This is a genomic window from Kribbella pittospori (assembly GCF_004331465.1).
Taxonomy (GTDB): Bacteria; Actinomycetota; Actinomycetes; order Propionibacteriales; family Kribbellaceae; genus Kribbella; species Kribbella pittospori.
The window spans coordinates 542,922-565,372 of sequence record NZ_SJKB01000003.1 but is presented as its reverse complement, the minus strand read 5'-3'; the positions used below and the strand labels follow the sequence as shown (position 1 = coordinate 565,372).

The window sequence follows — 22,451 nt, the reverse complement described above, 5'->3', positions numbered from 1 at the left end:
GCCCGGCCACCCCTCCGGCCGGGCTGAGCGGTGGGTCAGTAGCGGAACTGTTGCAACTGCCGGCCATCGACGGACGGCACCCACCCGGTGCGGGTGCTCGGATCCAGCTGAACCGCACGTTCGGTCTGCGAGTTGTACTCGCCCCCGAACGGACTGCTGACGAAGTTCAGGCCGGACACCACCGAGACCTGCTGACCAGTGGCCAGGTCGATGACCGCGAACTGGCTGGTTGCGTTGCTGTCGGTGACGACACCCCCGACGCGGCCGAACTGTGACAGCACCGGCGGAGTGCGGAAGGCAACCAGTCCGAGGTGGTGCACACTGTCGATCGCGAGGTACGCCGCCTGCTGCTGCCGGACCGGGATCGTCGGCGCGGCGGTGGTCATCGTGTCGCCGGCCAGCACGCTCATGCTGGTCGTCCCGACGATGTTCAGGCTGACCGAGCGGTACGACAACTGGTAGAGCCGGTCTGCACCCTCGTCCAGCGCGAGGCCGTTGGCGCAGACGCTGCCCGAGTCCGACAGCCGCAGAGCGCTCGTGTCGAGGTCGAGGCTCACCGCCGAGCCGACCCCGCCGCCGATGCAGATCAGGCTGCTGCTGGTCCGGGACAGGTACACCGTCCCGGTTTGCCGGTCGAGCTCGATCATCTTGAACCCACCCCGCACCGCACCCGGCGGATCAGCCGCGATCGCCGGCGCCAGCGTGCCGGTCGCGAGGGCGAGCGGAAGAACGACATCAGCACCATCTTCGATGCGCAGGGCAAGGATCGCTGCGCGATGCCGGACTCCGTCGACGCGTCCGCCCCGAACGGTGTAGCCATCGGCCGACGCCGTGGCGACAACCTTCCTGGTGGTGGTGTCGTAGGTCTCCAGCGCCGAGCCGGTCGGCGAGAAGTGCAGGAGTACGACGCGATGCGCCTGCGGATCCGCGCCGAGGACCTGGTAGCCACCGTCCGGCGACGGATCAGTCGTGATCGTGTCTCCGAAGGTGCCGGCTGCGGCGTCGTACTCCAGCACCGACTCTCCCCCGCCGGGCGTCCGGAGCGCGGCGTACGACGTGCCTCCGGGCTGCGCCGCGAAGCTGGTCACTCTCCCGTCGCCCGGCGCGAGGCCGTCGTCGACCGTCAGCAGCGAGGACGCCGACGCCTGGCCGAGGATCCGGCCGGATCGATCGGTCCCGAAGACCCGGACGTTGTAAGCCACCGAGCCGCCGAGGCCGAGCTCGACCGCATTCAGAGACGCGACACCCGAGCGGGCCGGAAGGCGTTGATACGCAACGGATCCCGCGTTGACTCCGTTCTGGTCGCGCGAGTCACCATTGGCGTTGGTGAACGTGTTGAGCGCGTTGTAGAGCGTCGGCGCGGGAGCGGAGAACTCGACCGCCGCTCCGGTCGCGCCAGGGATCGAGCGGACGTCGTACCGGAGCGAGAAGCGCGGCTCGGCGCGCCGGATCTCCAGCGTGTGGTCGGCCTGCGTACCGAGGGTCGGCGCCGGCGGCCGGTGGGCGGCCGTACCGCCGTCGACCCGGATCGCCGTGAACTCGCCGTACGTCGGTGAGCCGGCCGAGCCCGTGACGGACCGCTGGACGATCCCGATGCCGTAGACGCCACCCCCGCCGACGAACGCGCTTGCCGGGATCACGACGTCGCCACTCATATCGTTGAGCGGAGCAACGAACCCGGTGCCGAACAGTGGTGCCGTGAGCGGATTCCAGTGCCCGAGCGTGGACACCACGAGCTGCGGGTTGGACAGGTTCCGTACGCCGGTCACGTCGTAGTGGACCGTGACCGCGTTGCCCGCGCGGACAGTCGGCGGCGCGATGGGTGCCAGCGCCTCGGCGTACGTCCCGTCCGTCGGCCCGACCGTGAGCGTCTTGGCCGCCGACGCGACCACGTGCTTGCCGTTGCGTACTTCGAACGTCACGCCGACGTTGCGGTTCTGGTCGGACACGACGGGCAGACCCGCGGCGCCGAGCAACTCGGTCGGCGTCAGCCGGACCGCCGGTACGGACGAGTGGAACTCGCGGTCGTTGACGGTCAGCACGTAGTCGGTGTTGCCGGTGGTCGGGCCAACGATGTCGGCGCCGATGGTGACCGGTCCGACAAGACCTTCGCCGGTGCCGCCGGTCTGCAGGTCGATCCGGTCCGGGTCGCTGGACTCGAGGAACGAGGTACCGAGGCCGCCGGTGACGACGCGGTGGGCCACCGACAGCCGCGCGATCCGAGGCTGTCCCTGGTGACCGCCCAACACATCATTGACTGCGGCGGTGACGTCGACCTGCGGTCCGACGGAGACCTTCCGGTCCATCTGCGGCGGGCTTGCGACCGCTCGACCGGTGCGCTCCAGCACGGCTCGGACATCCGTCGGGCTGAGCCGGTGTCCGGTCAGTTCTGAAGCCTGCAGTACGACGGCAGCGGCCGCGGCGACCATCGGAGCGGACGCCGACGTACCGCCGTTCAACACAGGCGTGACGTCCTGCGCGTTCCCCCCGCCGGTGTGCTCGTACACCAGGATGCCGTCACTGGGTGCGGACACGTTGAGACGCGTGCCGAAGCCGGACGAGAACGTCGTGCCGCCGTTGGTGCGCGTGGCCGCGAAGGTCGGGTTGTGCGACGACGGCTCCGAAGCGATGTCGTCGAGGGTGGTGCCGCCAACGGCGATCGCACCGCTGTCCGGGACTCGCGTCGGGGTGGTGGACTGCGCGACGTCGTCGATGTCGGTCGCGGCCTCGTGGTGCGAGACCAGATCGGTGGGCGTGCTGCCGCCGTCCGGACCGACCGCGGTCGGCGTGTAGAGCCGGGTGCCGTCGTTCGACGAGATGGTCACCACGATGTGGTACTGGTGCACGATCGTGCTGACCACGTTCCGGATGACCGGGTCGTCCTCGAGGTACCGGCCCGGGAAGCCCTGGGTGTCGGTGCCGAAGCCGAGGCTCGCCGTGATCACGTCCGGCCGTGGCGTCTGGCGGGCCGCGGCCAGCAACGCCACGGCGATCTGGTCGAACGTCGGCTCCTTCGGGACGACGAGCCGGTACTGCGCACCCGGCGCGATGCCGAGCAGATCGGTCAGACCGTCGCCGGTCGCCTCCGAGCGCTGCTTGTCATGCGGCAGCGGCGCCATTACCCCGAAGTCGAGCAGCACCTCACCGAGTTGGGCATCCTGCCCCTCGGTCGAGCCGACCGGGTCCAGCTTGCCGTCCGGGCCTGCGGTGTACGTCGGAATCAGCGGCATCGCCGGCAGGTCCAGGTACCGCTGTCCGTCGCGGACGATCGTGGTCGGGCCGTGGGAACGGACGTAGTTGTCGCCCGCGTCGGCCATCGCCTGGTCGGTGAGATCGCCGATCGAGACGTTCGTGATGATCTGGCCGGCGCCGGGCAGTTGGCCGAACCGCTCCTGCAGCGTGCTGAAGGCGCCGATCGCGTTCGTGCCGCCGGCGTTGAGGAAGCTCTGCGCGGAAGAGGTCAGGCCGTAGTTCGTCGGCAGGGCCGATGCCGGCGTCTTGGCTGCCTTCGGGGTCGCCTTGCGAGCTGCGCTGACCGCGTCCGCCGGCACGGGCTTCGGGCCGGTGGACATCGCCGAGACACGCTTCCCGGGTGGCGCGGTCTGCTGTGCGAAGGTGGCGCGCACGGTCTCGTCCGTGGGAGCCCAGTCGCCGCCGACTGCCGACGTACCATCCGGGACCAGGATCGTCGTACGGGCGAGAACGTTGCCGTGAGCATCGGTGCGGATAGCTGCGCCGTCGGGGCCGAGGGCGATGTGACCGCCGTCCGGCATCGACACCTGCCGGGACGGACCGGTTCCTGGCGGTGCCGCGGCGGCTCCTGGCGGTGCAGCCGCGGCTGGTCCGGCGACAAGCGAACCGGCCAAGGTCACAGCGGTCAGGAGGCAGACGAGCAGACGACGGTGCGGAAGGGCGGAGGGCACGACGGCCCCTTTCTCCGTGGCGGTAGGAGGAGTGCTGGACAATTACGCACCACCCACGGCGACCCACCACACCAATTGACCGAAACCCGCCAGTGGCAATTCCCCGCCACCGCGGCCAGACGTCCATGCACTGTCCGTAGTCGCCGACTGACACTCGGAGATCGTCGGTTTTGATCACGAATTTGCTCGTGTCCGGGCCGGGTTCGCGCGTAGGCTCGCGGCAAGGAGACCTTGTGCTCAGGGGGGATGACGTTGAGCCAGCCAGCGACCCAGTCCGACTACCCGGACAACATTGATGCCGCTGTTCTGAAGATCGCCGGAGTCGTGGTGCTGGGCGCCATCATGTCGATCCTCGACATCACGGTGGTCAACGTCGCGTTGCCGACCTTCCAGGACGAGTTCGGTACGCCCGAGAATCCGGTGACCTACTCCCACGTGGCGTGGACGGTCACGGCGTACACGCTCGCCCTCGCGACCGTGATTCCGCTGACCGGATGGGCGGCCAACCGGTTCGGCACCAAGCGGCTCTACATGGCCGCGATCTTCCTCTTCACCGCCGGGTCCGCCCTGTGCGCCACCGCGACGAGCATCGACATGCTGATCGCCTTCCGGGTCCTGCAGGGGCTGGGTGGCGGCATGCTGATGCCGCTCGGCATGACGATCATGACCCAGGCCGCGGGACCGCACCGGATGGGCCGGCTGATGGCCATCCTCGGCGTACCCATGCTGCTCGGGCCGATCCTGGGCCCGATCCTGGGTGGCTGGCTGATCCAGGTCGCGAGCTGGCACTGGATCTTCCTCATCAACGTCCCGCTCGGCGCGATCGCGCTGGTCTACGCCTGGTTCGCCCTGGCCAAGGACCACGCTGAGCCGTCCGAGTCGCTCGACTTCGTCGGTGTGGCGCTGATGTCTCCCGGACTCGCCCTGTTCCTGTTCGGCATCTCCTCACTGCCCGCCGAGGGCGGTGACGTCACCGCGCCCCGGGTGTGGGTCTCGATCCTGATCGGTGTGCTGTTGATGGCGGCCTTCGTCTGGCATTCGTTCAAGCCGGAGCACCCGCTGCTCGACCTGCGGCTGTTCCGCGACCGCAACCTCACCGTCTCGATCATCACGATGTTCCTGTTCGCCGCGGCGTTCTTCGGTGGGCTGCTCCTGGTGCCGACGTACTTCCAGCAGATTCGCGGCGAGTCCACCCTTGCTGCGGGTCTCCTGGTGGCTCCACAGGGGCTCGGCGCCATGGTGACCATGCCGATCGCCGGTCGGCTGGTGGACAAGATCCCGGTCGGCCGGATCGTGCCCGTCGGCCTCGGGTTGATCGTCATCGGCATGTTCGGACTGACCCAGCTCACGGCAACGACGCCGTACCCCCAGATCATCGCCTATCTGGTCGTGATGGGCTTCGGGATGGGCGGCACGATGATGCCGCTGTTCACCACGGCGCTGCGGACGCTGCGCGGTCCCCAGGTCGCGCGCGGTTCGACCCTGCTCAACATCACCCAGCAGATCGCCTCGTCCTGCGGGGTCGCGACGATGTCGGTCATCCTCACCAACCAGCTCAACGACTCGCCGATCATCCCCGGGACGCAGAACATTCCCGGCCTGGGCGGAGGACTGAAGGAGACCCAGGCGGCCATCCTGGCCAACACCCGCCCGGAGAGCCTGATCCCGCTCCACATCGACCCCGCCGCCATCGTTCGCGGACTGGTCGACGCCGCCGCGGCCTTCGCCCATACCTACTGGGTCGCCTGGGTGCTGGTCGTCCTCACCCTGATCCCGGCCCTGATGCTCCCCCGCAAACGCTCGGAATCGGACCTCGCCACAACCGATGTGCCACCCGCGGTGGTCGACTGACCCCGGAGAGCGCAGTGATGGACGATCACGATCGGGTGATCACGAAGGCGGCGGCCGGCACGGTCGCCGAGGTGACCGCGAGATTCCGCGACCTCCTCAGCGCCAAGGGAGTCACGATCTTCGCCGTCATTGACCAGGCCGCCGCCGCCCGCACGGCTGGTCTCACCCTGCGCGACACGGTCCTGGTCATCTTCGGCAATCCGGCCGCCGGCACCCCGGTCATGCAGGCCGCACCCCTGAGCGCCCTCGACCTGCCGCTGAAGCTGCTCATCTGGGACGACGACGGTATGACGCGGCTCGCCTACTACTCCCCCGAGGCCATCAGCGAACGCCACGGCCTGCCAATGGAAACCACGGCCGCTCTGGCGGCCATCCACACACTCACCGATGCTCTCGCGGAACCTCATCCCCTGAGCTGACGGTCGGCGGGCAGCAGGCGGTGGGCCAAACGGAGAATGAACGACTCCGGGGCCTCCCAGACACTCCGGTCGTCTAGTGACCAGGCGTAGGTCAGGGCTCCGGCTTCGATGCAGTCCAGCAGCGCCGGGGCCGCGAGTTCGTACGCCGACCACTCGTAGATCTGCCGCAGCCGCGGCAGGATCACGCCGAAATCCAGCAACCGGCCGAGCCCGAGCTCGTCCTTCAGGTAGGACTGCACACTCTCGCGGAGCGGGTACTCGTCCGGCAGGACGCGCGACAGCTGAAGGAAGATCCCGGCCATGCCGAGCCTCGGATCGCCCAGCAACGGAGCGAGCGGACGCAGCCAGCCCAGCGCGATCCGAGGAGCCGCGACGAGCGTGTGCGAGTACAGCACCCGGCACAGGACGACGTTCATGAAGAAGCGCTCGGCCGCAGTCTCGGCCTCGGCCAACTCGCGATGCTCGAGGTAACCGGCCACGATGCTCCCGTTGTGCGCACGCCACCAAGCCCGAGCGGTCGGGTACTGCGCGAACGACAGCCAGTAGTCGACCGTCCGCGACGAGGCGGCCCCGGACAGATCTCCGCTCAAAGCCACGGCTTCACAACCGTCCCGCAGTACGCGCTCGTTCACCGCCCGCCACCACGGACTGCCAGGACGGTCACCGAACAACGGCTGCAGGACGCCGCGCTGCAGCTCCCACTGCATCGCGGACATCGCCGCACGACGATACGGAAGATGACGAGGCGCCTTGCCGAACGGGCCGTAGTAGCACCGCTGCATCAGGGCAAGACGGCCGGACGGATCGTCGCGAACCGCGGCCACCTGCTGATCGGCCCACGCACCGGCCGTCATGCCATCTGTCATCGGCTCAGGATCGCACGAGCGCAGGACCTCAGTTGGCGTGCAGAGCGGTGATGGTTTGCGCGACGGTCAAGCGATCGGTGGGGTCCTTGGCCAGTAGGCCTTCGATGATCGGGCGCAGCGTGCCGGCGTTCACGAACGCGGCGGGCCGGGCCTCGACCACAGCAACCAGAGTGCTGAACGGGTCGCCGGCGCCGAACGGTGACTTCCCCTCGACGGCCGCGAACAATGTCGCGCCCAGCGAGAACAGGTCGGATGCCGGGCCGACCGCGTCACCGCGGGCTCGCTCCGGTGACATGTACGCCGGACTGCCGGCCATGGCCTCGCTCGACAGCGTCTGCTCGTCGTCGACTACCGTTGCGATGCCGAAGTCCATCAGGACAATTCGTCCGTCGTCACACAGTTGGACGTTCGCGGGTTTGACGTCGGAGTGCACCAGACCGGCCTGGTGAACGGCCCCTAGTGCGTCGGCCAGGTGCAGCGCGATCCGCCGTACGTCGGCAATCGGGAGCGGACCGTCCGACGCCAGTGCGTCCGCCATGGTCCGCCCTGACAGCGGTTCCAGCACGATCCAGTGATCGCCGGCGTCCTCGACAACGTCGTACACCTTGACCACATTGCGGTGATCCACTCGTGCCACCGCGCGCGCCTCGGCCAGCGCACTGGCACGAACCTGCTCGGACGCATGGCCGGGAAGCACCACCTGCTTGATCGCGACGGGCCGCCCCAGCAACTCGTCATCGGCGAGCCAGACCCGCCCCATGCCGCCGCGGCCGAGCAACATCTTCAAGCGGTATCGACCAGTCACCAGGCGATCCGGGCCGACGACCGTCGGTGCTGACTGCACCTCGACTGTGGTCATGATCGCCTCCCTCTGCCGGCCTTCCGTGCTCCCTATACGGACCCCGAGCCCATTCGGTTCGACGCTTCTTGATCCTCCTCGTCGAACGTGCGCAGCACATTGTGGATGACCCCGAATCGAACCCCGGGTTGACACTCACCACACCCTGACTGGTTTTAGATGCTCCAGGCAACCAACTGCCGTGGTGCCAGGAATACGGCAGAAATGTTTGAACCGGCCGGGGACGGCGCGCGTGTAGCCCTCCATAGACAGCACGGCGTGTCGACTCGAGACCGCCGTACCCATTGGGAGGGACAAGATCATGAGTAGTGCGACAAGGCGTCTCCGGCGAGGTCTGAGCGCGGCAGCCGCCGCGGCCATCAGCACCGGCATCGCCGTGACTCTGGCAGGCACGGCATCCGCGACTCCGTCGAGTGGCGTCGTCATCGACACCGGCCAGCTGATCGTCACCGGCACGAACCACGCGGACACCATCACGCTGACGGTGCCGGCCACCAACACGGCGGTTCTCGAAGTCGACTTCGGTCCTGGTACGACGAAGCGCACGGTCAATCGCGCCGACTTCACCCAGATCCTCGTCAGCAGCCGGGGCGGCAACGACGTCGTACGGATCGACTACGGCGCCGAGGTACAGCCGTTCACGATCATCGACACCGGCGACGGCAACGACTCCGCGTTCGGGGGCAGCGGCAACGAACTGTTCCGGATGGGCGCCGGCAACGACAGCGTCGACGGCAACCGTGGCACCGACACGGCGCTGCTCGGCAGTGGCCGCGATTCGTTCACCTGGGATCCGGGAGACGGCAGCGACGTGATCCAGGGCGGTCGCGACCAGGACACGATAGTGTTCAACGGTTCGGCCGCGGCGGAGAAGTTCGTTGCCGCCGCCAACGGTCCGCGACTGCGGTTCACCCGGGACGTGGGCAACATCGTGATGGACACCGACAACGTCGAGCGGGTCTCGCTGAACGCGCTCGGTGGCGCCGACACGGTCGCCGTCGGCGACCTGCGCGGGACCGATGTCAAGAATGTCGATGTCGACCTGGGTGCGCAGCTCAACGCGAGCGGCGGTGACTCAGCGGTCGACGCAGTCACCGTCACGGGCACTGCCGGAAGGGACCACATCCGGGTGTCCGGCTCCAGTGGGGACGTGCGGGTGTCCGGGCTGAAGGCCGACGTACGGCTGAAGGACGCGGAACCGACGGACCAGTTGAGGATCGACACGCTGGCCGGCCGCGACGACGTGAACACCCGACGCCTCGCGCCGGGCACCATCTCACTCAGCATCCTTTGATCGCACCACCCCGGCGTCCGTCATACGGCGGACGCCGGCCGCCCCGGTACGACGCGACCATCCGGCTCCCGCATCGCTACGAACGATGGCGGAATCCCGATGAAGCCCGCAGGGAGTCACCACCATGAACCTCAGAATCCACATCCACCAAGCCTTCACCGGCGGTTGGTGCGCCGACATCGACGACGACCACGACCGTCAGCCCGACGACCCGTTCTGGTGCGTCGACCAATGGCCCACCCTCCAAGACGCCCTCGCCGCCGCCTGCGCCCAACTGGCCGCCCTCAACGCCTCCGTCCAACGCACCCAACCGCCATCACGCGTCAGCGGACAGCTCGCTGCGTGATCTCGCCCTTCTCACGGCGAGTTGAAGGTGTCGACGAACTGTTTGATGCGCGGCAATTGCTCCGGATCGATGGTGTGGCCGCCGCGGAAGGGCAGCAACTCCACGTCGGCGCCTCGGCGGCGGAGCTGGGCGGTCAGTCGGGTGGTTTGTTCGGCGGTGGCCATCGGGTCGATGTCCCCATTGACGATGAGGACTCGTTTGCTGACGAGGGCGTCGTCCGCGGGCCCATCGGCGGCGAACGGGACCATGGCGGCCAGCAGTACTGCGCCGGCGAGGGACCCGGGGTGACGCAGGAGCATCGCGGATGCCATGTTGGCCCCATTGGAGAACCCGACCGCGACCCAGGACCCGGCACGTACGTCGTACTTCTGCTCGGCAGCCGTGAGGAAAGCGGCCAGCTCGTCGGCGCGCAGTCGCAGATCGTCCTCGTCGAAGACACCCTCGCGGAGTCTGCGGAAGAATCGAGTCATCCCTTGCTCAGACACCGTTCCCCGCGGCGACAGCACAGGTGCGTCGGGCGCCAGGTACTGCCGCAGTACGAGCAGGTCGTACTCGTCCCCGCCGGTGCCGTGCAGCAACAGCAGCGGCGGCGCGGACGTACCCGGTTGCCAGACGTGCGGCCGCTCGAGCGGGTCCTCGCTCATCGGTCGACTTCGTCCGGAGCCGGCGGGACGCGCAGCGACGGCAGCGAGGCCTGGATCTGCTCGCGGTTCGGTTCGAGCCAGGGCGGGAGCTTCAGGTGCTGGCCGAGCTCCAGCAGCGGTTCGTCGACGGTGAAGCCCGGCTGGTCGGTCGCGATCTCGAGCAGGACCCCGCCCGGTTCGCGGAAGTAGATCGAGGTGAAGTACTGCCGGTCGAGGATCTCGGTGACCTGTACGCCCGCCTCGAGCAGCTCGAGGCGCCACTTCGCCTGGGTCTCGCCGTCCGGCGCCCGGAAGGCGATGTGGTGGACCGTTCCGGCCGCTTGCACACCGCGTGACGACGTACTCGGCTGAACGTCGACCGCCGTACCCTCGGCTCCCCCGGACATCACGAACCGGGAGCCATCGGCGGAGTCCTGACCGTGCTGCATCCCCAGCATGCCCGCGAGCATCTCCGCGGTCGGGTCGAGCAACTGCTCCGTCATGGTGACCGAAAACAGACCGCGAACGGCGTTGTCGAACGGGATGGCGGCGACGCCGTCCCAGCCGGACCGGGTGTCACCCTCGGAGGCGACCAACTCGATCACGAGCCCGTCGGGATCGCGCAGTCGCAGTACCTCTTCGTCGGAGCGGGCGACCGGCGCGTCGGCGTCGACGCCGAGGCTCTGCAGCCGCTGCTGCCACCAGCCGAGTGACTCCGGCGGGACGCTGAACGCGGTCGCCGTGGTGAGGCCGGTGCCCTGCCTGCCGAACGGCGCTCCCGGCCACGGGAAGAACGTCAGGAGCGTCGACGGCCGGCCCGAGGAGTCGCCGTAGTACAGGTGGTAGGTGTCCGGGGCGTCGAAGTTCACGGTCCGCTTGACCAGGCGGAGGCCCAGCACCGTCGTGTAGAAGTCGACGTTCCGCTGTGGATCCTCTGCGATCGCGGTGACGTGATGCAGTCCGTGCGGTGCGACCGAGTCAACCATTGCCGTGCCCTCCCAGTCCGCAGACCCGGGACGACGTCGGCCGCCCCTTCTTCGACCCTACGACTGGATGCCGCTCGCCACTACCGGCCGACGGTTCACAGCACGTAGAAGCCGGTGACAACGGTCGGGAGGAGGCCGACGATCAGCCAGAGCGACAGCAACGAGCGCCGAAAGATCGCCAGGATGCCGGCAGCGGTCAGCAGGCCGATGACGCCGGACATGATCCACAAGCCGACGCCCTTGCCGTAGTCGCTGTCCGCGACGCCGATGCTGTACACGGCGAGTGTGACGGCGGGGACGCTGCCCACGTGGAAGAGGATGGCCGAGGCGACCCATCGCTGGACCGTCTCGATGTTCATCGGAGCTCTGCGAGTCCTGGTACGCCTGGTCGACATGCCTCAAGTGTACGCGAATGATTAGTGCACTAACTATCTTGTGGAAGTGACGTTGCACTCACTGTCGTCGTCGCTCGGGGCAGGTCGCGCACCGACCGTGACGCCAGCGTCACCAGGGCGACCACGACGTACGCCACTCCGGCGATGACCATGACCCGCTGGACGCCGAAGGCCAGCCCGATCGGGCCGAACAGCAACTGGCCGACCGGGATCGCGACGAACGAGCCGAGCATGTCGTAGGAGTAGGCGCGCGAGAGCATCTCGACCGGCACGTGTTCCTGCATGGCGAGGTCCCAGCCCAGACCGAAGACCTGGCTGCCGAGGCCGGCCAGGAAGGCGCCGATCATGGCTGCCACCAGCACCGGCTGCAGGCCGAGGACCAGCATCGGGATTCCGTTCAGAGCCACCGCGGCCATCCCCCACAGCAGCGGCCTGCGGAAGGAGATGCGGATCAGGATCAGCGAGCACACCAGGAAGCCGACCGCCTGGGCCGACCGGATCAGTCCCCAGCCGGCCTCGCCGATGTCGGTCTGGGCGGCGAGCACCGGACCGAGGGTGCTCAACCCGCCGCTGCTGATCGCGTTGAGCAAGGAGAACGAGGCGACGACCACCCAGAGCCAGGTGGTGCTGCGGAAGTAGGTCCAGCCCTCGCGCAGGTCGGCGATGGCGCCTCCGCGTGGCTGCCCGTCCATCGGACGCGGGATGCGAACCCGCGTAAGGACAAGCATGGCGAGCAGGTACGTCGTACCGTCCACGGCCAGCGCCCACCCCGGTCCGACGACGGCCACAAGCACACCACTCACGGCCGGACCGAGCACCATCAGTGCGTTGTCGGGCACCGCGAGTACGAGGTTCGCCGCCTTGAGTTGGTCGCGTGGAACCAGTTGAGGCAGCACGCCTGCCAGTGCCGGCATCCCCGCAGCCGTGGCTGTGCCGTTGACCACGGCCAGCGCCGCCAGTTGCCAGACCTCGGCAGTACCGGTGATCACCAGCGCGGCCGTCGCCAGCTGGCTCAGGCCGGACAGGAGATTGCTCAGCTGAATCACCAAGGTCCGGCCGACCCGGTCGGCCAGTACGCCGCCGGCCAGCAGGAATACGACCATCGGGATGCTGTAGGCCGCCAGGACCGCGCCGAGAGCGGTCGCCGAATCGCTGACCTCGAGCACCGCGAATGCGAGGGCGACGCCGGCCATCGTCGTACCGGCGCCGTCGATGAGCCGGGACAGCCAGTAGTACCGGAAGTTGGGCTCGCGTAGCGGGGCGAGCGCGGACCCGTCCTTCATGACCGCGCCTTCTTGGTCATCTGGAACGTCCAGGACGTGGCGCTGACATGCACCGTGCCCGGCGTCCGCGGCGGCTGGTTGTGGTCGTGCATCAAGCCGGACGCCTCCATCAGCAGTTCGCGCACCCGCTCCCAGACCTCGGGCGGCACCCATCCGTCGAGGTCGCTGAAATGGTTCGGCGCACTCGGCTTGCGCTGGGTCATCCGCCGCTCCAACTCGCGAGCCAGCGCACGCACCTCGGCGATCCGGCTCTCCGTGGTGATCCCGGACCGACGCTCGCCCGGGGCCTCGTGCGGGTAGCGGTACCGCTTCGCGACCCCACCGCGGATCCGCTCCTCCCCCGCCTCCACGATCGTGCCCGACTCCAGCAGGATCCGCAGATGGTACGACGCGTTCGCATGCGTCAGGTCGAGCTCCCGGGCAACCTCGGCAGCACTCATCGCCGTACCGGTCAGCAGCGACAGCATCCGCAGCCGGACCGGATGAGCCACGGCCCGCAACTCCTTGACATCGTCCTCGGTCATCTCACTCCCCAACAACTCTTGGGGAGAACGATGCCGCAACACCAGCCCGACCGTCAAACACTTATTGGGCAGTCTGTACCGGGACCTTGGCTCTTGGTCAGGCTTGAATGTCGTAGCAGGCGGTTAGGGTCGGGGCATGGTTGAACTTGTGGTGGATGCTCCGATCGCTGCCGTCACTGTCTATCGTGACCGGGCGCGGGTCACTCGGCGCGGCACGATCACTGTGCCCGCGGGCGATCAGACGGTGTACGTCGAGCCGCTGCCGCTCGCGTTGCAGGAGGACTCGGTCCGGGTCTCCGGCCGCGGACCGGCCACTGTGCTCGGCGTGGATCTGGCGATGCGTCACCATCCGCAGGCGCCGGACGAGACTGTGGCCGAGCTGGAGCGGCAACGCCGCGAGGCTCAGGCGGAGGTTTCGGAACTGAACGACGCCGACGACGTCCAGGCCCAGCTCGACACGTTCCTGGCACAGCTGGCCCGGCGAGCCGGCGGCAGCTTCGCGAAGACGCTGGCCTCCGGTGAGACGGGCGCCGAGCTGAGCGGGTTCGCCGAGTCGCTCGCCGCCCGGCTGACCGCCGTACGGACGACGCGCAGGGAGCTCGCCATGCAACGGCGCGAAGCTGAGGAACGCCTCGCCGCCGCCGATCGTCGGCTCGCCGAGGTCGCACAGCAACGCACTCCCGACCGCCGTTCCGCAGCCATCGCGTTGGCTCTGGACGCCGAGGCAGAGGTGGAGATCGAGCTCTCGTACGTCGTGCCCGGCGCCGGCTGGACGAGCTCGTACGACGTACGCCTCACGGGCGATCAGCTCACGCTGAGCTGGTACGGCCTGATCACCCAGCACACCGGTGAGGACTGGCCGGAGTGCGACCTCGCGCTGTCGACGGCCCGGCCGACGACGGCCGTGAAGGTGCCTGAGCTCGATCCGTGGTACCTCGACCGCTTCCACCCGCCGGTCCCGGCCGCCGCCCCGTTGAGTCGCGGAGCTAGGCCGGCCGCGCTCGTCGAGCAGCAGTCGGCCGCATTCACCGAGCAGCTCCAGTCGGCCGCGCCCGTCCTCGCCGATCTCGCCGCGACCGTCGAGCAGGGCGTCACTGCCGCGACGTACACCCCGCCTCGGCCGGTCGCCGTACCCGCGGACGGCGCTTCGCACCGCGCCACGATCGCCTCGATCGGTCTCGAGGCCGAGCTGGACTACGTCACGGCGCCGGTCCGGTCGGCCGACGTACATCTGCGAGCCACAGTCGTGAACTCGTCCACGCACACGTTGCCCGCCGGGAAGGCCGCCGTCTTCCACGAGGCGGACTTCGTCGGCTCGGCCGCGTTGCCGATGTGGGCGCCCGGCGAGGACGTCGAGCTCGCACTCGGCCTCGACGACCGGATCCGCGTCGAGCGGAAGCTGGTACGCCGTACTGCGACCAAGGTGACGCTCGGATCGGCGCGCCGGCGCGAGGTCGAGTACGAAACCCGGATCGAGAACCACACTCCACGCGCAGCCCGGATCACGGTGCTGGACCAGTTGCCGGTAGCACGCGACCACGAGATCACCGTCAAGCCAACCACCACCGAACCGGAGCCGGCCGAGACCACAGACCTCGGCGTCATCACCTGGAAGCTCAACCTGGCCGCCGGTCAGGAATCCAAGATCAACCTCGCCTTCCGGGTCGACACCGGCAAATCAGTGGACCTCACCGGCTGGCGCGAATAGTCAGGGGAAGGAGGATTCGTGAGCAAGTCGGACGTTGCGCTGTCGGTTCGGCCTTTGGATGTGGATACCTGGCCGGCGTTTGCGCGGTTGGTTGAGGCGAACAACGGCGTGTGGGGCGGGTGCTGGTGTATGGGGTTCCACGTCAAGTTGGGCAAGGATCGGACCGCGGCGCAGAACCGGGACGAGAAGGAGCAGCGCGTTCGCGAAGGTCGCACCCACGCGGCGCTGGTGTTCGCCGACGACGAATGCCTCGGCTGGTGCCAGTTCGGCTCGCCCGAGGAGCTGCCGGAGGTCAAGAGCCGACGGCTGTACGAGAAGGGGCTGACCAGCCTGCCGGAGTGGCGTATCACCTGCTTCTTCACCGGCAAGGGTCTACGCGGGCGCGGGGTCGCCGACGCGGCGCTCGGCGGGGCGCTGGCCGAGATCGCCCGCCTCGGCGGCGGCACCGTCGAGGGCTACCCCGAGGAGACCGACGACCGGAAGGTATCGGGGTCGTTCCTGCATACCGGGCCGATGGCCGCGTTCGAGAACCACGGATTCACGCGCACGCGACCGATCTCCCCTCATCGCTGGGTCGTCACCCGCACGGTGAACCCAGCCTGAGCCCGTCCGGCCACACCACGCGACCGGACGGGTTGCAGCCGATGTGACCGAGGTCATGCGCCGGGCTGGATTGTCGTGAGCAACTCAGGTGTTCTGGGTTTCAATGCGCAACTCAGCTACCTTGCGAAGGACCTCGGCATGACGGCTCTTGATCTCCCCGCGACCACCTCCGCACCAGCCCGCCGTACCCTCAGCCGGCGGGCCAGTTTCTGGGTCGCCGCCGCGGTCGCGGCCATCAGTCTGTGGACGAGCGCCGCGCCGACCACGACGTACCCGCTCTACGCCTCGACCTGGCACCTCACTCCGACCGCGACCACGGCGATCTTCGCGGTGTATCCGGTCGTGCTGGTCGCCTTCCTGCTGATCTTCGGACAGCTGTCTGACTACATCGGCCGCCGGGAGACGATGCTGTACGGCGTCGGCGCGCTGCTGGCCGGCGTACTCCTCTTCGCAGTCGCCCCGTCGGTCGGCTGGGTGTACGCCGGTCGCGCGTTGATGGGGGCCGGTGTCGGTCTGGCGCTGACCCCGGCGACCGCCGCAGCGGTCGAGTTGAGCGCGCGCGGGAAGGCGAGCCGGGCGTCGTCCATCACGACGGCAGCGACTGCGGTCGGATTGGCTCTGGCGACGATCGTCGGCGGCGGGCTGATCGAGTACGCGCCGGCACCGCTGCACCTGGACTTCTGGGTGCTGCTGGGAGTGATCGCGGTGGTGTTCGCCGCGATCTGGCGGATGCCTCGGCACATCAAGGACGAGAGCCAGGCGCGCTGGCGGCCGCGCCGGATCACCGTTGCCAAAGGCATCCGAGTGCTGTACCTCGCGGCGGCCCTCGCAGTCACTTCCGCCTACGCGTTCGGCTCGGTGTTCCTGGCGCTCGGTGCCGAGATCATCCGTGATCTGGTTGGCACCGGCAACATCTTCGTCATCGGTCTGCTGCTGGCGATCTTCTCCGCCGCGACGGGCGTGACGGCGATCGCCGGCCGTCGGTTCCCAGCGAGCCGGCTGGTGCCGGTCGGCGCCGTTCTCACGCTCGTCGATCTCGGACTGCTCGAACTGGCTTCGACCCAGCACTCCCTGCCGTTCTTCGTCGCCACGACGGTCGTCGGAGGTACGGCGTACGCGCTGCTCTTCTCCGGTGGACTCGGGCTGATCGCCACCCACGCGCCCACCCACCACCGCGGCGGCACTGTCGCGGCCGTCTATCTGGTGGCCTACCTCCTGCAGGGTGCGATCGCGCTGACGCTCGGGCTTGTGGCGACCGCCTCGGGGTTGAGTACGGCGCTCCTGCTCGGCATCACCGTGATCGGTACGCTGGCGCTGCTGGTGATCCTGGCCGCCGGCCTGCTCGCCGCGCGCAGCCGCGGACCAGCGAAGGAGGCCTGATGACAGACACCCAGCCGAACTGCTCGATCGCACGGACACTCGAACTGGTCAGCGATCGCTGGACCTTCCTCATCCTGCGCGAGGCGCATCTCGGCACCACCCGGTTCGCCGACTTCCGCGACTACCTCGGCATCGCGCCAAACATCCTGGCGAACCGCTTAGCCGCGATGGTCGACTCCGGCCTGCTGGAGAAGCACGAGTACCGCGCCGACGGCGAGCGAACCCGTTCGTCCTACCACCTGACCCCGGCCGGCGAGGACCTCAAACTGGTCCTCGCTGCCCTCCAGCAATGGGGCGACACCCACGTCCCCCGCAAAGCCGGCCCCACCGTCCTACGCCGAGACAAGGGCTCCAACGACCTGGTCAACGTCACCTTCACCACCCCCGACGGCACCCCCGTACCCCCCGAAAACGTAACCTTCGACCCAGTCCCCAAAGGCCCCGCCGACCGAACCAACTGGCGCTGACGACCCGGTGCCACGAACGTCGTCATGCGTCGACTCCTCTGGGCGGTGACGGCGTGCTACAACGAGATGCGCGCCGGACGTAGCCGGGCGTGGGAGGGGGCGGGCTGTGAGCGACAGCGTGCTGGTGTTGCATACGGGCGGGACGATCGGGATGGTCGACACCGGCGATGGCCAGGCTCCGGTGGCCGGTGCGCTGGGGCCGTTCCTGGATTGGATCGTGGAGAACTCGCGCGGTGAGCTGCCGCCGATCGCGTTCACTGAGCTCGACGAGTTGATCGACTCGGCCAACGCCACGCCCGAGAGTTGGTGCACGATCGCGAGGATCCTGTACGAGCGTCGCGCGGATCACCACGGCTTCGTCGTACTGCACGGCACCGACACGATGGCCTACACCTCCTCGGCGCTCTCGTTCCTGTTGCCCAACTTCGGCAAGCCGGTGATCGTGACCGGCTCGCAGATTCCCATCACCCGCACCCGGAGCGACGGACGGCAGAATCTGATCGGCGCGCTCCAGGTCGCCGGCCGGCCCGACGTCGGGGAGGTGACGCTGCTCTTCGGAGAGGTGCTGCTCCGGGGCAACCGCGCCACGAAGGTCGACGCGTCGGGACTCGACGCCTTCGACTCGCCGAGGTTCCCGCCGCTGGCCGAGATCGGCATCGACATCGTCGTCAATCACTCCCTCGGACGTCCCCTGGACGGCGAGCCAGGGCTGACCGCCGGCCGGCTCGGGAATGTCGCGGCGGTGCGGCTCTTCCCCGGATTCTCGGCGTCGATCCTCACCAACCTGTGCCGGCCACCGCTGCAAGGCCTCGTGCTGGAGGCGTACGGCGCGGGCAACGGACCCTCGCACGACAAGGAGTTCCTCGCCGCGATCGAGGCTGCCACCTCGCAGGGCATGGTCGTGGTCGTCGTCACGCAGTGCGTCCGCGGGTCCGTGCAGCCGGGCGCCTATGTGACCGGATCGGCGCTCATGCACGCAGGCGCCGTACCCGGGTTCGACATGACCTGCGAAGCCGCCCTCACCAAGCTCGCGGTCCTACTCGGCCAAGGACTCGACACCGCCACCGTCGCAGAGATCATGCAACGCGACGTCGCCGGCGAACTGACTGTCCACAGCGTGGTTGAGCGCAGCCTGACATGAGCGAACGAGGCGAGGTCTACCAAACCCTCGATCTGGCGCTGCGGATCGGAGAGGTGCTGCTCTCCTCCGGTGCCGGTGCGGCCGATGTCACCGCCGCGATGCTCGAGGTGACGCGTGCCTGCGGGGTGCACAACGTGACCGCGGACGTGACCTTCGTCGACCTGACACTGCGCCACCAGCCGTCCAGCGATGAGCCCGCCGCGATCCAGGTACGGAGGGTGACCCGGCGCGAGGTCGACTACACGGACCTGACCGAGGTCGACCACCTGGTGAACGAACTGATCGCCGGTCATCTCACCCGCATCGAGGCTCGGGACGAGCTCGCGCGGATCGTGTCGACCGGGCACCGCAGACGACGCTGGGCCGTGACTCTGGGGTGGGGCCTGATGGGGACCGGTGTCGCGCTCACCCTCGGCGGCCGGCTGGTCGTCTGCACGCTGGCGTTCCTGGCCGCCTGCGCCATCGACCGGACCCAGCACCTGATGTCGCACCGGCGCATCCCGATGTTCTACCAGCAGGCGGCCGGGGGCTTCGTCGTCACACTCATCGCGGTCGCCGCGGCGGCAACGCCGCTGGACGTGAACCCGTCGCGGGTCGTCACCGCGGGCATCGTCATGCTCCTGGCCGGTGTCGGCCTGATGGGCGCCACCCAGGATGCCCTCACCGGGTTCCCGCTGACGGGCAGCGCCCGGCTGCTCGATGTCGTCCTGAACACCGCGGGCATCATCGCCGGGGTCGGTGCCGGCCTCACCCTTGGCGGACTGATCGGAGTCGGACCGACCACCTTCACTCCGGGCGACGCAGGTCTGGCGGAGGCGGGAATCACGGTGTTCGGGGCCGCTCTTGCAGCGGCGGCGTACGCGTTCGCGTCGTACGCGCCACGTCGGTGCCTGGCGGCCGTGGCCTTCGTGGGCGCAGTCGGACAAGCCGTCCAGGTCGCCGTCGACGGCGCCCTCGGCGGGACCTGGGCCGCCACGGCAGCCGCTGTCACGATCGGCGCGATCTGCTACCTGGTCGCCGGCCGATTCCGTGTCCCGCCGCTGGCCGTGGTGGTTCCCGCGATCGTGCCCCTGCTTCCGGGACTGGACATCTACCGAGGGCTCGCGCTCCTTGCCGAGGGCAAGGACGGCGTACTCCAACTGGCGTCCGCACTGGCCACCGCCCTCGCCTTGGCGGCCGGCGTGATCCTCGGCCAGTACGCCGCGCAACCGCTCAAACGCGAGGCGCGCCGCCTGGAGACCCGGCTCTCCGGCCCCCGCATGGTCGGCCCGTTCCGCAGATCCGACTAGGCGGTGCCGCTGGCCTCGGCCGCTGCCTCGGCGGCCAGCTCTGCCGTGGCCACCTCGATGGCGACGTCGATCACTTCCACGATGCGTCCGGTCGCCGCCACCACCCGTGAGGTGCCGACGATGGGGGCGATCGCAGTCAGGACACCACGAACACCGTCGGCGTCCAGGCCAACATCGCTTCCGACGGCCAGGTTCAGCGCGTACGACGCGGGAGGCGCATCGCTGGCCACCAGCGCCGCGAGCCGGGCAACCATGAGCGTCTGCGGGTCAAGGCTGGAGGCCTGCACGGAGTCCGCGGTCATGTTCGCCAGAAGGTCGAGCACGGGCGTGTCTGATGCTGAGGGTGTCGACATGGCTTCTCCTTGGGATTGGTGTCCAGCGACTGCGGTCGCCGTTCACAGCCTGTCCCTGCCGCACCCGCCGAACCTCATCCGGTGTGCATGAACCGTTGGTCGGGCCCGGTGGGAGAAGATTCGGCATGGGCACCGACCACGGGTGGGTCGCCGAGCACGTGCAGGTCGAGGGCAGGTCGGTGTACTACCGGCGCAGCATCGGCGGGAGTGGCGTGCCCGTCGTACACATCCACGGCTTCGCGATCTCCGGGTCGTACCTGATGCCCACGGCGCGCCTTCTGGCCGGCCGATGGACCAATGTGGTGCCGGACCTGCCGGGCTACGGCCGCAGTGAGAAGCGCGACTACGTCCTGAACGTTCCCGCGCTCGCCGGCGCTCTGCTGGCGGTCCTCGACGCGCTGGACATCGACCGGGCTGTGCTGGTCGGGAACTCGATGGGCTGTCCGATCGGGCTCGAGGTGGCGCACGAGGCACCCGAGCGCGTCCACCGACTGGTGCTGGTCTCGCCCGCCGGCGGCATTCAGAACCGGCCGCTGCCGCGCGCGATCCGGCAGCTGGCGCTGGACGTGGTGCGCGAGAGCCCAAGGATGGCCCCGATCGCGCTGCCGGACTATCTGAGGTTCGGCCCGGTCAACGGCCTGCGCCTGTTCCACGAGCTGACCCTCTACCCGTCCCTGGAGCGGTTGCTGCACACGCCCGTACCGACGTTGGCGGTCCTCGGTGGCCGGGACCCGCTGATGCCGCCTCCGTCCCGCGTCCGCGAGGTCGGCCGGCTCGCTGCCCAGCACCTGTCGGTCGTGCTCGTCGATCGGGCGGCGCACGCGGTGAACTTCAACCACCCCGAGGAACTGGCGCAGGTGATCGAGGCCTGGCTGGACGGCGGGTTGCTCGCCGGCAGCGCACGACTGCCTACCGGTGTGCGCCTGGTCCACGTCCACCCCGACGCAGTCTGAGATCAGTGGTGGATCGGTGTCTTCACCTGCCCTAGTGGGCGGACGACTTCCAGGCCGGCGCGCTCGGCGATGATCTCCGCGCAGATGGAGACGGCGGTCTCCTCCGGAGTCAGGGCGCCGATATCGAGGCCGATCGGGGCGTGCAGACGGGCCAGAGCCGCCGACGGGACGCCTTCGGAACGAAGGCGTTCCAGCCGATCGCGGTGGGTGTTGCGGCTACCCATCACACCCAGATAGCCGACCTCGGTGCCCAGCGCCGCGACGATCGCTGGTACGTCGAACTTCGGATCATGCGTGAGGACACACACCGCATCGCGCGGAGTCAGGCTCGGACCGATCCGGCTGAGCAACCGCTGCGGCCAGTCGACGATCACCTCGTCGGCCTGCGGGAATCGCGCCCGGGTGGCGAAGATCGGACGTGCGTCGCAGACGGTCACGACGTACTTGAGCAGCTTGGCTGCCTGGGTCAGCGCGGCGGCGAAATCGACCGCACCGAAGATGATCATCCGTCGCGGCGCCGTGAACGACTCGATGAAGACAGTGAGGTCGGGCCGCTCCGGCTCGCCGTGCCGGCCATAGTGCCGGATGGCGGTCTGCCCCGCGGCCAACGCAGCCAGTGCATCTCGGCCGACCCGTTCGTCCAGCGCAGCATCGCCGAGGCTTCCGGTCCGCTCCCCGGCCGCCGTGATCAGCAGCTTGGCACCGGTCCCCGGGCCGTCGACCACGGTGACGAGGACGACGGGCTGCCTGGTCCGCAGCGCCTCGGCGAGTTCGGCGTACACGACCGTCACCAGTCGAGCGGCTCGACGAAGACGTGGATCGTGCCGCCACAGGTCAGACCGACCGCGAATGCCTCGCCGTCGGAGTACCCGAAGGTGTGGACCGACCGCTCACCGGTCTTGAACACCTCCTCGGCGGCGGTGACCAAAGCACCCTCGATGCAGCCGCCGGACACCGAACCGGTCACCTCCAGCCCATCGTTGACGGCCATCGCGGCGCCCGGACCGCGCGGCCCGGAGCCCTCCAGGTCCACGACGCGGGCGAGTACGACGGCCCGGCCGTCGGCTCGCCACCGGTCGATGTCGTCGAGCAGATCGCGCATTCACCGCCTCCCTTCCGGTACGTCGAAACTAGCCCAGATCGACCCCGTCGGAGCCCTCGATCGATTGGTCAGTGCGGTTCCCGCCT

The 22,451-nt window shown here is 68.8% G+C and carries 22 protein-coding genes; 11 read left to right on the top strand and 11 right to left on the bottom strand.

The annotated features are described in order from the left end of the window. Positions 1-35: 35 nt before the first annotated feature. Positions 36-3,923 carry a S8 family serine peptidase gene (locus E0H73_RS12975; protein WP_131354289.1) on the bottom strand — a complete coding sequence of 1,296 codons (3,888 nt, stop codon included), beginning with the start codon at positions 3,921-3,923 and terminating at the stop codon, positions 36-38. A gap of 246 nt (positions 3,924-4,169) precedes the next feature. Here E0H73_RS12975 and E0H73_RS12970 point away from each other — a divergent pair, with 246 nt between their 5' ends. Beyond that, the gene (locus E0H73_RS12970; RefSeq protein WP_131354287.1) at positions 4,170-5,774 is read left to right on the top strand and encodes a DHA2 family efflux MFS transporter permease subunit; all 1,605 of its coding nucleotides are present in this window, start codon (positions 4,170-4,172) and stop codon (positions 5,772-5,774) included. A 17-nt stretch (positions 5,775-5,791) separates the two neighbouring features. Beyond that, a complete protein-coding gene (locus E0H73_RS12965; protein ID WP_131354285.1) occupies positions 5,792-6,193 on the top strand; it encodes a DUF302 domain-containing protein in 402 nt (133 codons plus the stop codon). Here the strand turns inward: E0H73_RS12965 and E0H73_RS12960 are convergent. Together E0H73_RS12960 and E0H73_RS12955 are read right to left on the bottom strand one after the other, a co-directional pair. Continuing rightward, a complete protein-coding gene (locus E0H73_RS12960; RefSeq protein ID WP_131354283.1) occupies positions 6,178-7,059 on the bottom strand; it encodes a hypothetical protein in 882 nt (293 codons plus the stop codon). The two genes, E0H73_RS12965 and E0H73_RS12960, sit on opposite strands and share 16 nt — an antisense overlap. 28 nt (positions 7,060-7,087) lie before the next feature. Beyond that, positions 7,088-7,918, bottom strand: a complete 831-nt coding sequence (locus E0H73_RS12955; protein WP_131354281.1) for a serine/threonine-protein kinase — start codon at positions 7,916-7,918, stop codon at positions 7,088-7,090. Positions 7,919-8,219: 301 nt separating this feature from the next. On the opposite strand from E0H73_RS12955, the gene E0H73_RS45830 reads away from it, so the two are divergent. Both E0H73_RS45830 and E0H73_RS12940 read left to right on the top strand, forming a co-directional pair. Continuing rightward, positions 8,220-9,212: a calcium-binding protein gene (locus E0H73_RS45830; protein WP_165555624.1), complete on the top strand. Its 993-nt coding sequence runs from the start codon at positions 8,220-8,222 to the stop codon at positions 9,210-9,212. Between the two features lie 124 nt (positions 9,213-9,336). Then, on the top strand, positions 9,337-9,558 hold the full coding sequence (locus tag E0H73_RS12940; RefSeq protein WP_131354275.1) for a hypothetical protein: 222 nt from the start codon (positions 9,337-9,339) through the stop codon (positions 9,556-9,558). Between the two features lie 11 nt (positions 9,559-9,569). Here the strand turns inward: E0H73_RS12940 and E0H73_RS12935 are convergent, their stop codons facing one another. The 5 genes from E0H73_RS12935 to E0H73_RS12915 form a co-directional block, all read right to left on the bottom strand. After that, entirely contained in the window at positions 9,570-10,202 is a 633-nt protein-coding gene (locus tag E0H73_RS12935) for an alpha/beta hydrolase (protein ID WP_131354273.1), read from the bottom strand. After that, complete coding sequence (locus E0H73_RS12930; RefSeq protein WP_131354271.1) at positions 10,199-11,167, bottom strand: ring-cleaving dioxygenase; 969 nt, start codon at positions 11,165-11,167, stop codon at positions 10,199-10,201. The genes E0H73_RS12935 and E0H73_RS12930 overlap by 4 nt, the downstream gene beginning before the upstream one ends. 95 nt (positions 11,168-11,262) lie before the next feature. Next, the gene (locus E0H73_RS12925) at positions 11,263-11,562 is read right to left on the bottom strand and encodes a hypothetical protein (RefSeq protein WP_131354269.1); all 300 of its coding nucleotides are present in this window, start codon (positions 11,560-11,562) and stop codon (positions 11,263-11,265) included. A 29-nt stretch (positions 11,563-11,591) separates the two neighbouring features. Continuing rightward, positions 11,592-12,845, bottom strand: a complete 1,254-nt coding sequence (locus tag E0H73_RS12920) for an MFS transporter (RefSeq protein ID WP_131354267.1) — start codon at positions 12,843-12,845, stop codon at positions 11,592-11,594. Then, positions 12,842-13,369 carry an ArsR/SmtB family transcription factor gene (locus tag E0H73_RS12915; protein ID WP_131354265.1) on the bottom strand — a complete coding sequence of 176 codons (528 nt, stop codon included), beginning with the start codon at positions 13,367-13,369 and terminating at the stop codon, positions 12,842-12,844. Before E0H73_RS12915 ends, E0H73_RS12920 begins: the two co-directional genes overlap by 4 nt. 136 nt (positions 13,370-13,505) lie before the next feature. On the opposite strand from E0H73_RS12915, the gene E0H73_RS12910 reads away from it, so the two are divergent. The 6 genes from E0H73_RS12910 to E0H73_RS12885 all read left to right on the top strand — a co-directional run bounded on the left by E0H73_RS12910 (position 13,506) and on the right by E0H73_RS12885 (position 19,957). Further along, positions 13,506-15,077 carry a mucoidy inhibitor MuiA family protein gene (locus tag E0H73_RS12910; protein WP_131354263.1) on the top strand — a complete coding sequence of 524 codons (1,572 nt, stop codon included), beginning with the start codon at positions 13,506-13,508 and terminating at the stop codon, positions 15,075-15,077. Positions 15,078-15,095: 18 nt separating this feature from the next. Next, the gene (locus E0H73_RS12905) at positions 15,096-15,680 is read left to right on the top strand and encodes a GNAT family N-acetyltransferase (protein ID WP_131354261.1); all 585 of its coding nucleotides are present in this window, start codon (positions 15,096-15,098) and stop codon (positions 15,678-15,680) included. A 138-nt stretch (positions 15,681-15,818) separates the two neighbouring features. Continuing rightward, positions 15,819-17,060, top strand: coding sequence for an MFS transporter (locus E0H73_RS12900; protein ID WP_131354259.1), 1,242 nt, complete (start codon positions 15,819-15,821; stop codon positions 17,058-17,060). Beyond that, positions 17,060-17,527, top strand: coding sequence for a winged helix-turn-helix transcriptional regulator (locus E0H73_RS12895; RefSeq protein ID WP_131354257.1), 468 nt, complete (start codon positions 17,060-17,062; stop codon positions 17,525-17,527). Before E0H73_RS12900 ends, E0H73_RS12895 begins: the two co-directional genes overlap by 1 nt. A 106-nt stretch (positions 17,528-17,633) precedes the next feature. Beyond that, on the top strand, positions 17,634-18,668 hold the full coding sequence (locus E0H73_RS12890) for a type I asparaginase (protein ID WP_202867351.1): 1,035 nt from the start codon (positions 17,634-17,636) through the stop codon (positions 18,666-18,668). Continuing rightward, complete coding sequence (locus tag E0H73_RS12885; protein ID WP_131354255.1) at positions 18,665-19,957, top strand: threonine/serine exporter family protein; 1,293 nt, start codon at positions 18,665-18,667, stop codon at positions 19,955-19,957. Before E0H73_RS12890 ends, E0H73_RS12885 begins: the two co-directional genes overlap by 4 nt. Here the strand turns inward: E0H73_RS12885 and E0H73_RS12880 are convergent. Then, positions 19,954-20,310, bottom strand: a complete 357-nt coding sequence (locus E0H73_RS12880; RefSeq protein WP_131354254.1) for a carboxymuconolactone decarboxylase — start codon at positions 20,308-20,310, stop codon at positions 19,954-19,956. The genes E0H73_RS12885 and E0H73_RS12880 overlap by 4 nt on opposite strands. 125 nt (positions 20,311-20,435) lie before the next feature. Here E0H73_RS12880 and E0H73_RS12875 point away from each other — a divergent pair, with 125 nt between their 5' ends. Next, positions 20,436-21,263: an alpha/beta fold hydrolase gene (locus E0H73_RS12875; protein WP_131354252.1), complete on the top strand. Its 828-nt coding sequence runs from the start codon at positions 20,436-20,438 to the stop codon at positions 21,261-21,263. A 2-nt stretch (positions 21,264-21,265) separates the two neighbouring features. Here E0H73_RS12875 and E0H73_RS12870 read toward each other — a convergent pair whose 3' ends face one another. Further along, complete coding sequence (locus E0H73_RS12870) at positions 21,266-22,054, bottom strand: XdhC family protein (RefSeq protein WP_202867350.1); 789 nt, start codon at positions 22,052-22,054, stop codon at positions 21,266-21,268. Then, the gene (locus E0H73_RS46560; RefSeq protein ID WP_202867349.1) at positions 22,051-22,365 is read right to left on the bottom strand and encodes an XdhC family protein; all 315 of its coding nucleotides are present in this window, start codon (positions 22,363-22,365) and stop codon (positions 22,051-22,053) included. The genes E0H73_RS12870 and E0H73_RS46560 overlap by 4 nt, the downstream gene beginning before the upstream one ends. Positions 22,366-22,451: the final 86 nt, after the last annotated feature.

What these genes read in the sequence shown, in the direction of transcription:
- E0H73_RS12960 (WP_131354283.1), bottom strand. Translation starts at nt 7,059, where the DNA reads ATGACAGATGGCATGACGGCCGGTGCGTGGGCCGATCAGCAGGTGGCC.
- E0H73_RS12920 (WP_131354267.1), bottom strand. Translation starts at nt 12,845, where the DNA reads ATGAAGGACGGGTCCGCGCTCGCCCCGCTACGCGAGCCCAACTTCCGG.
- E0H73_RS12880 (WP_131354254.1), bottom strand. Translation starts at nt 20,310, where the DNA reads ATGTCGACACCCTCAGCATCAGACACGCCCGTGCTCGACCTTCTGGCG.
- E0H73_RS12940 (WP_131354275.1), top strand. Translation starts at nt 9,337, where the DNA reads ATGAACCTCAGAATCCACATCCACCAAGCCTTCACCGGCGGTTGGTGC.
- E0H73_RS12895 (WP_131354257.1), top strand. Translation starts at nt 17,060, where the DNA reads ATGACAGACACCCAGCCGAACTGCTCGATCGCACGGACACTCGAACTG.
- E0H73_RS45830 (WP_165555624.1), top strand. Translation starts at nt 8,220, where the DNA reads ATGAGTAGTGCGACAAGGCGTCTCCGGCGAGGTCTGAGCGCGGCAGCC.
- E0H73_RS12900 (WP_131354259.1), top strand. Translation starts at nt 15,819, where the DNA reads ATGACGGCTCTTGATCTCCCCGCGACCACCTCCGCACCAGCCCGCCGT.
- E0H73_RS46560 (WP_202867349.1), bottom strand. Translation starts at nt 22,365, where the DNA reads ATGCGCGATCTGCTCGACGACATCGACCGGTGGCGAGCCGACGGCCGG.
- E0H73_RS12965 (WP_131354285.1), top strand. Translation starts at nt 5,792, where the DNA reads ATGGACGATCACGATCGGGTGATCACGAAGGCGGCGGCCGGCACGGTC.
- E0H73_RS12935 (WP_131354273.1), bottom strand. Translation starts at nt 10,202, where the DNA reads ATGAGCGAGGACCCGCTCGAGCGGCCGCACGTCTGGCAACCGGGTACG.
- E0H73_RS12930 (WP_131354271.1), bottom strand. Translation starts at nt 11,167, where the DNA reads ATGGTTGACTCGGTCGCACCGCACGGACTGCATCACGTCACCGCGATC.
- E0H73_RS12970 (WP_131354287.1), top strand. Translation starts at nt 4,170, where the DNA reads ATGACGTTGAGCCAGCCAGCGACCCAGTCCGACTACCCGGACAACATT.
- E0H73_RS12885 (WP_131354255.1), top strand. Translation starts at nt 18,665, where the DNA reads ATGAGCGAACGAGGCGAGGTCTACCAAACCCTCGATCTGGCGCTGCGG.
- E0H73_RS12875 (WP_131354252.1), top strand. Translation starts at nt 20,436, where the DNA reads ATGGGCACCGACCACGGGTGGGTCGCCGAGCACGTGCAGGTCGAGGGC.
- E0H73_RS12925 (WP_131354269.1), bottom strand. Translation starts at nt 11,562, where the DNA reads ATGTCGACCAGGCGTACCAGGACTCGCAGAGCTCCGATGAACATCGAG.
- E0H73_RS12955 (WP_131354281.1), bottom strand. Translation starts at nt 7,918, where the DNA reads ATGACCACAGTCGAGGTGCAGTCAGCACCGACGGTCGTCGGCCCGGAT.
- E0H73_RS12915 (WP_131354265.1), bottom strand. Translation starts at nt 13,369, where the DNA reads ATGACCGAGGACGATGTCAAGGAGTTGCGGGCCGTGGCTCATCCGGTC.
- E0H73_RS12910 (WP_131354263.1), top strand. Translation starts at nt 13,506, where the DNA reads ATGGTTGAACTTGTGGTGGATGCTCCGATCGCTGCCGTCACTGTCTAT.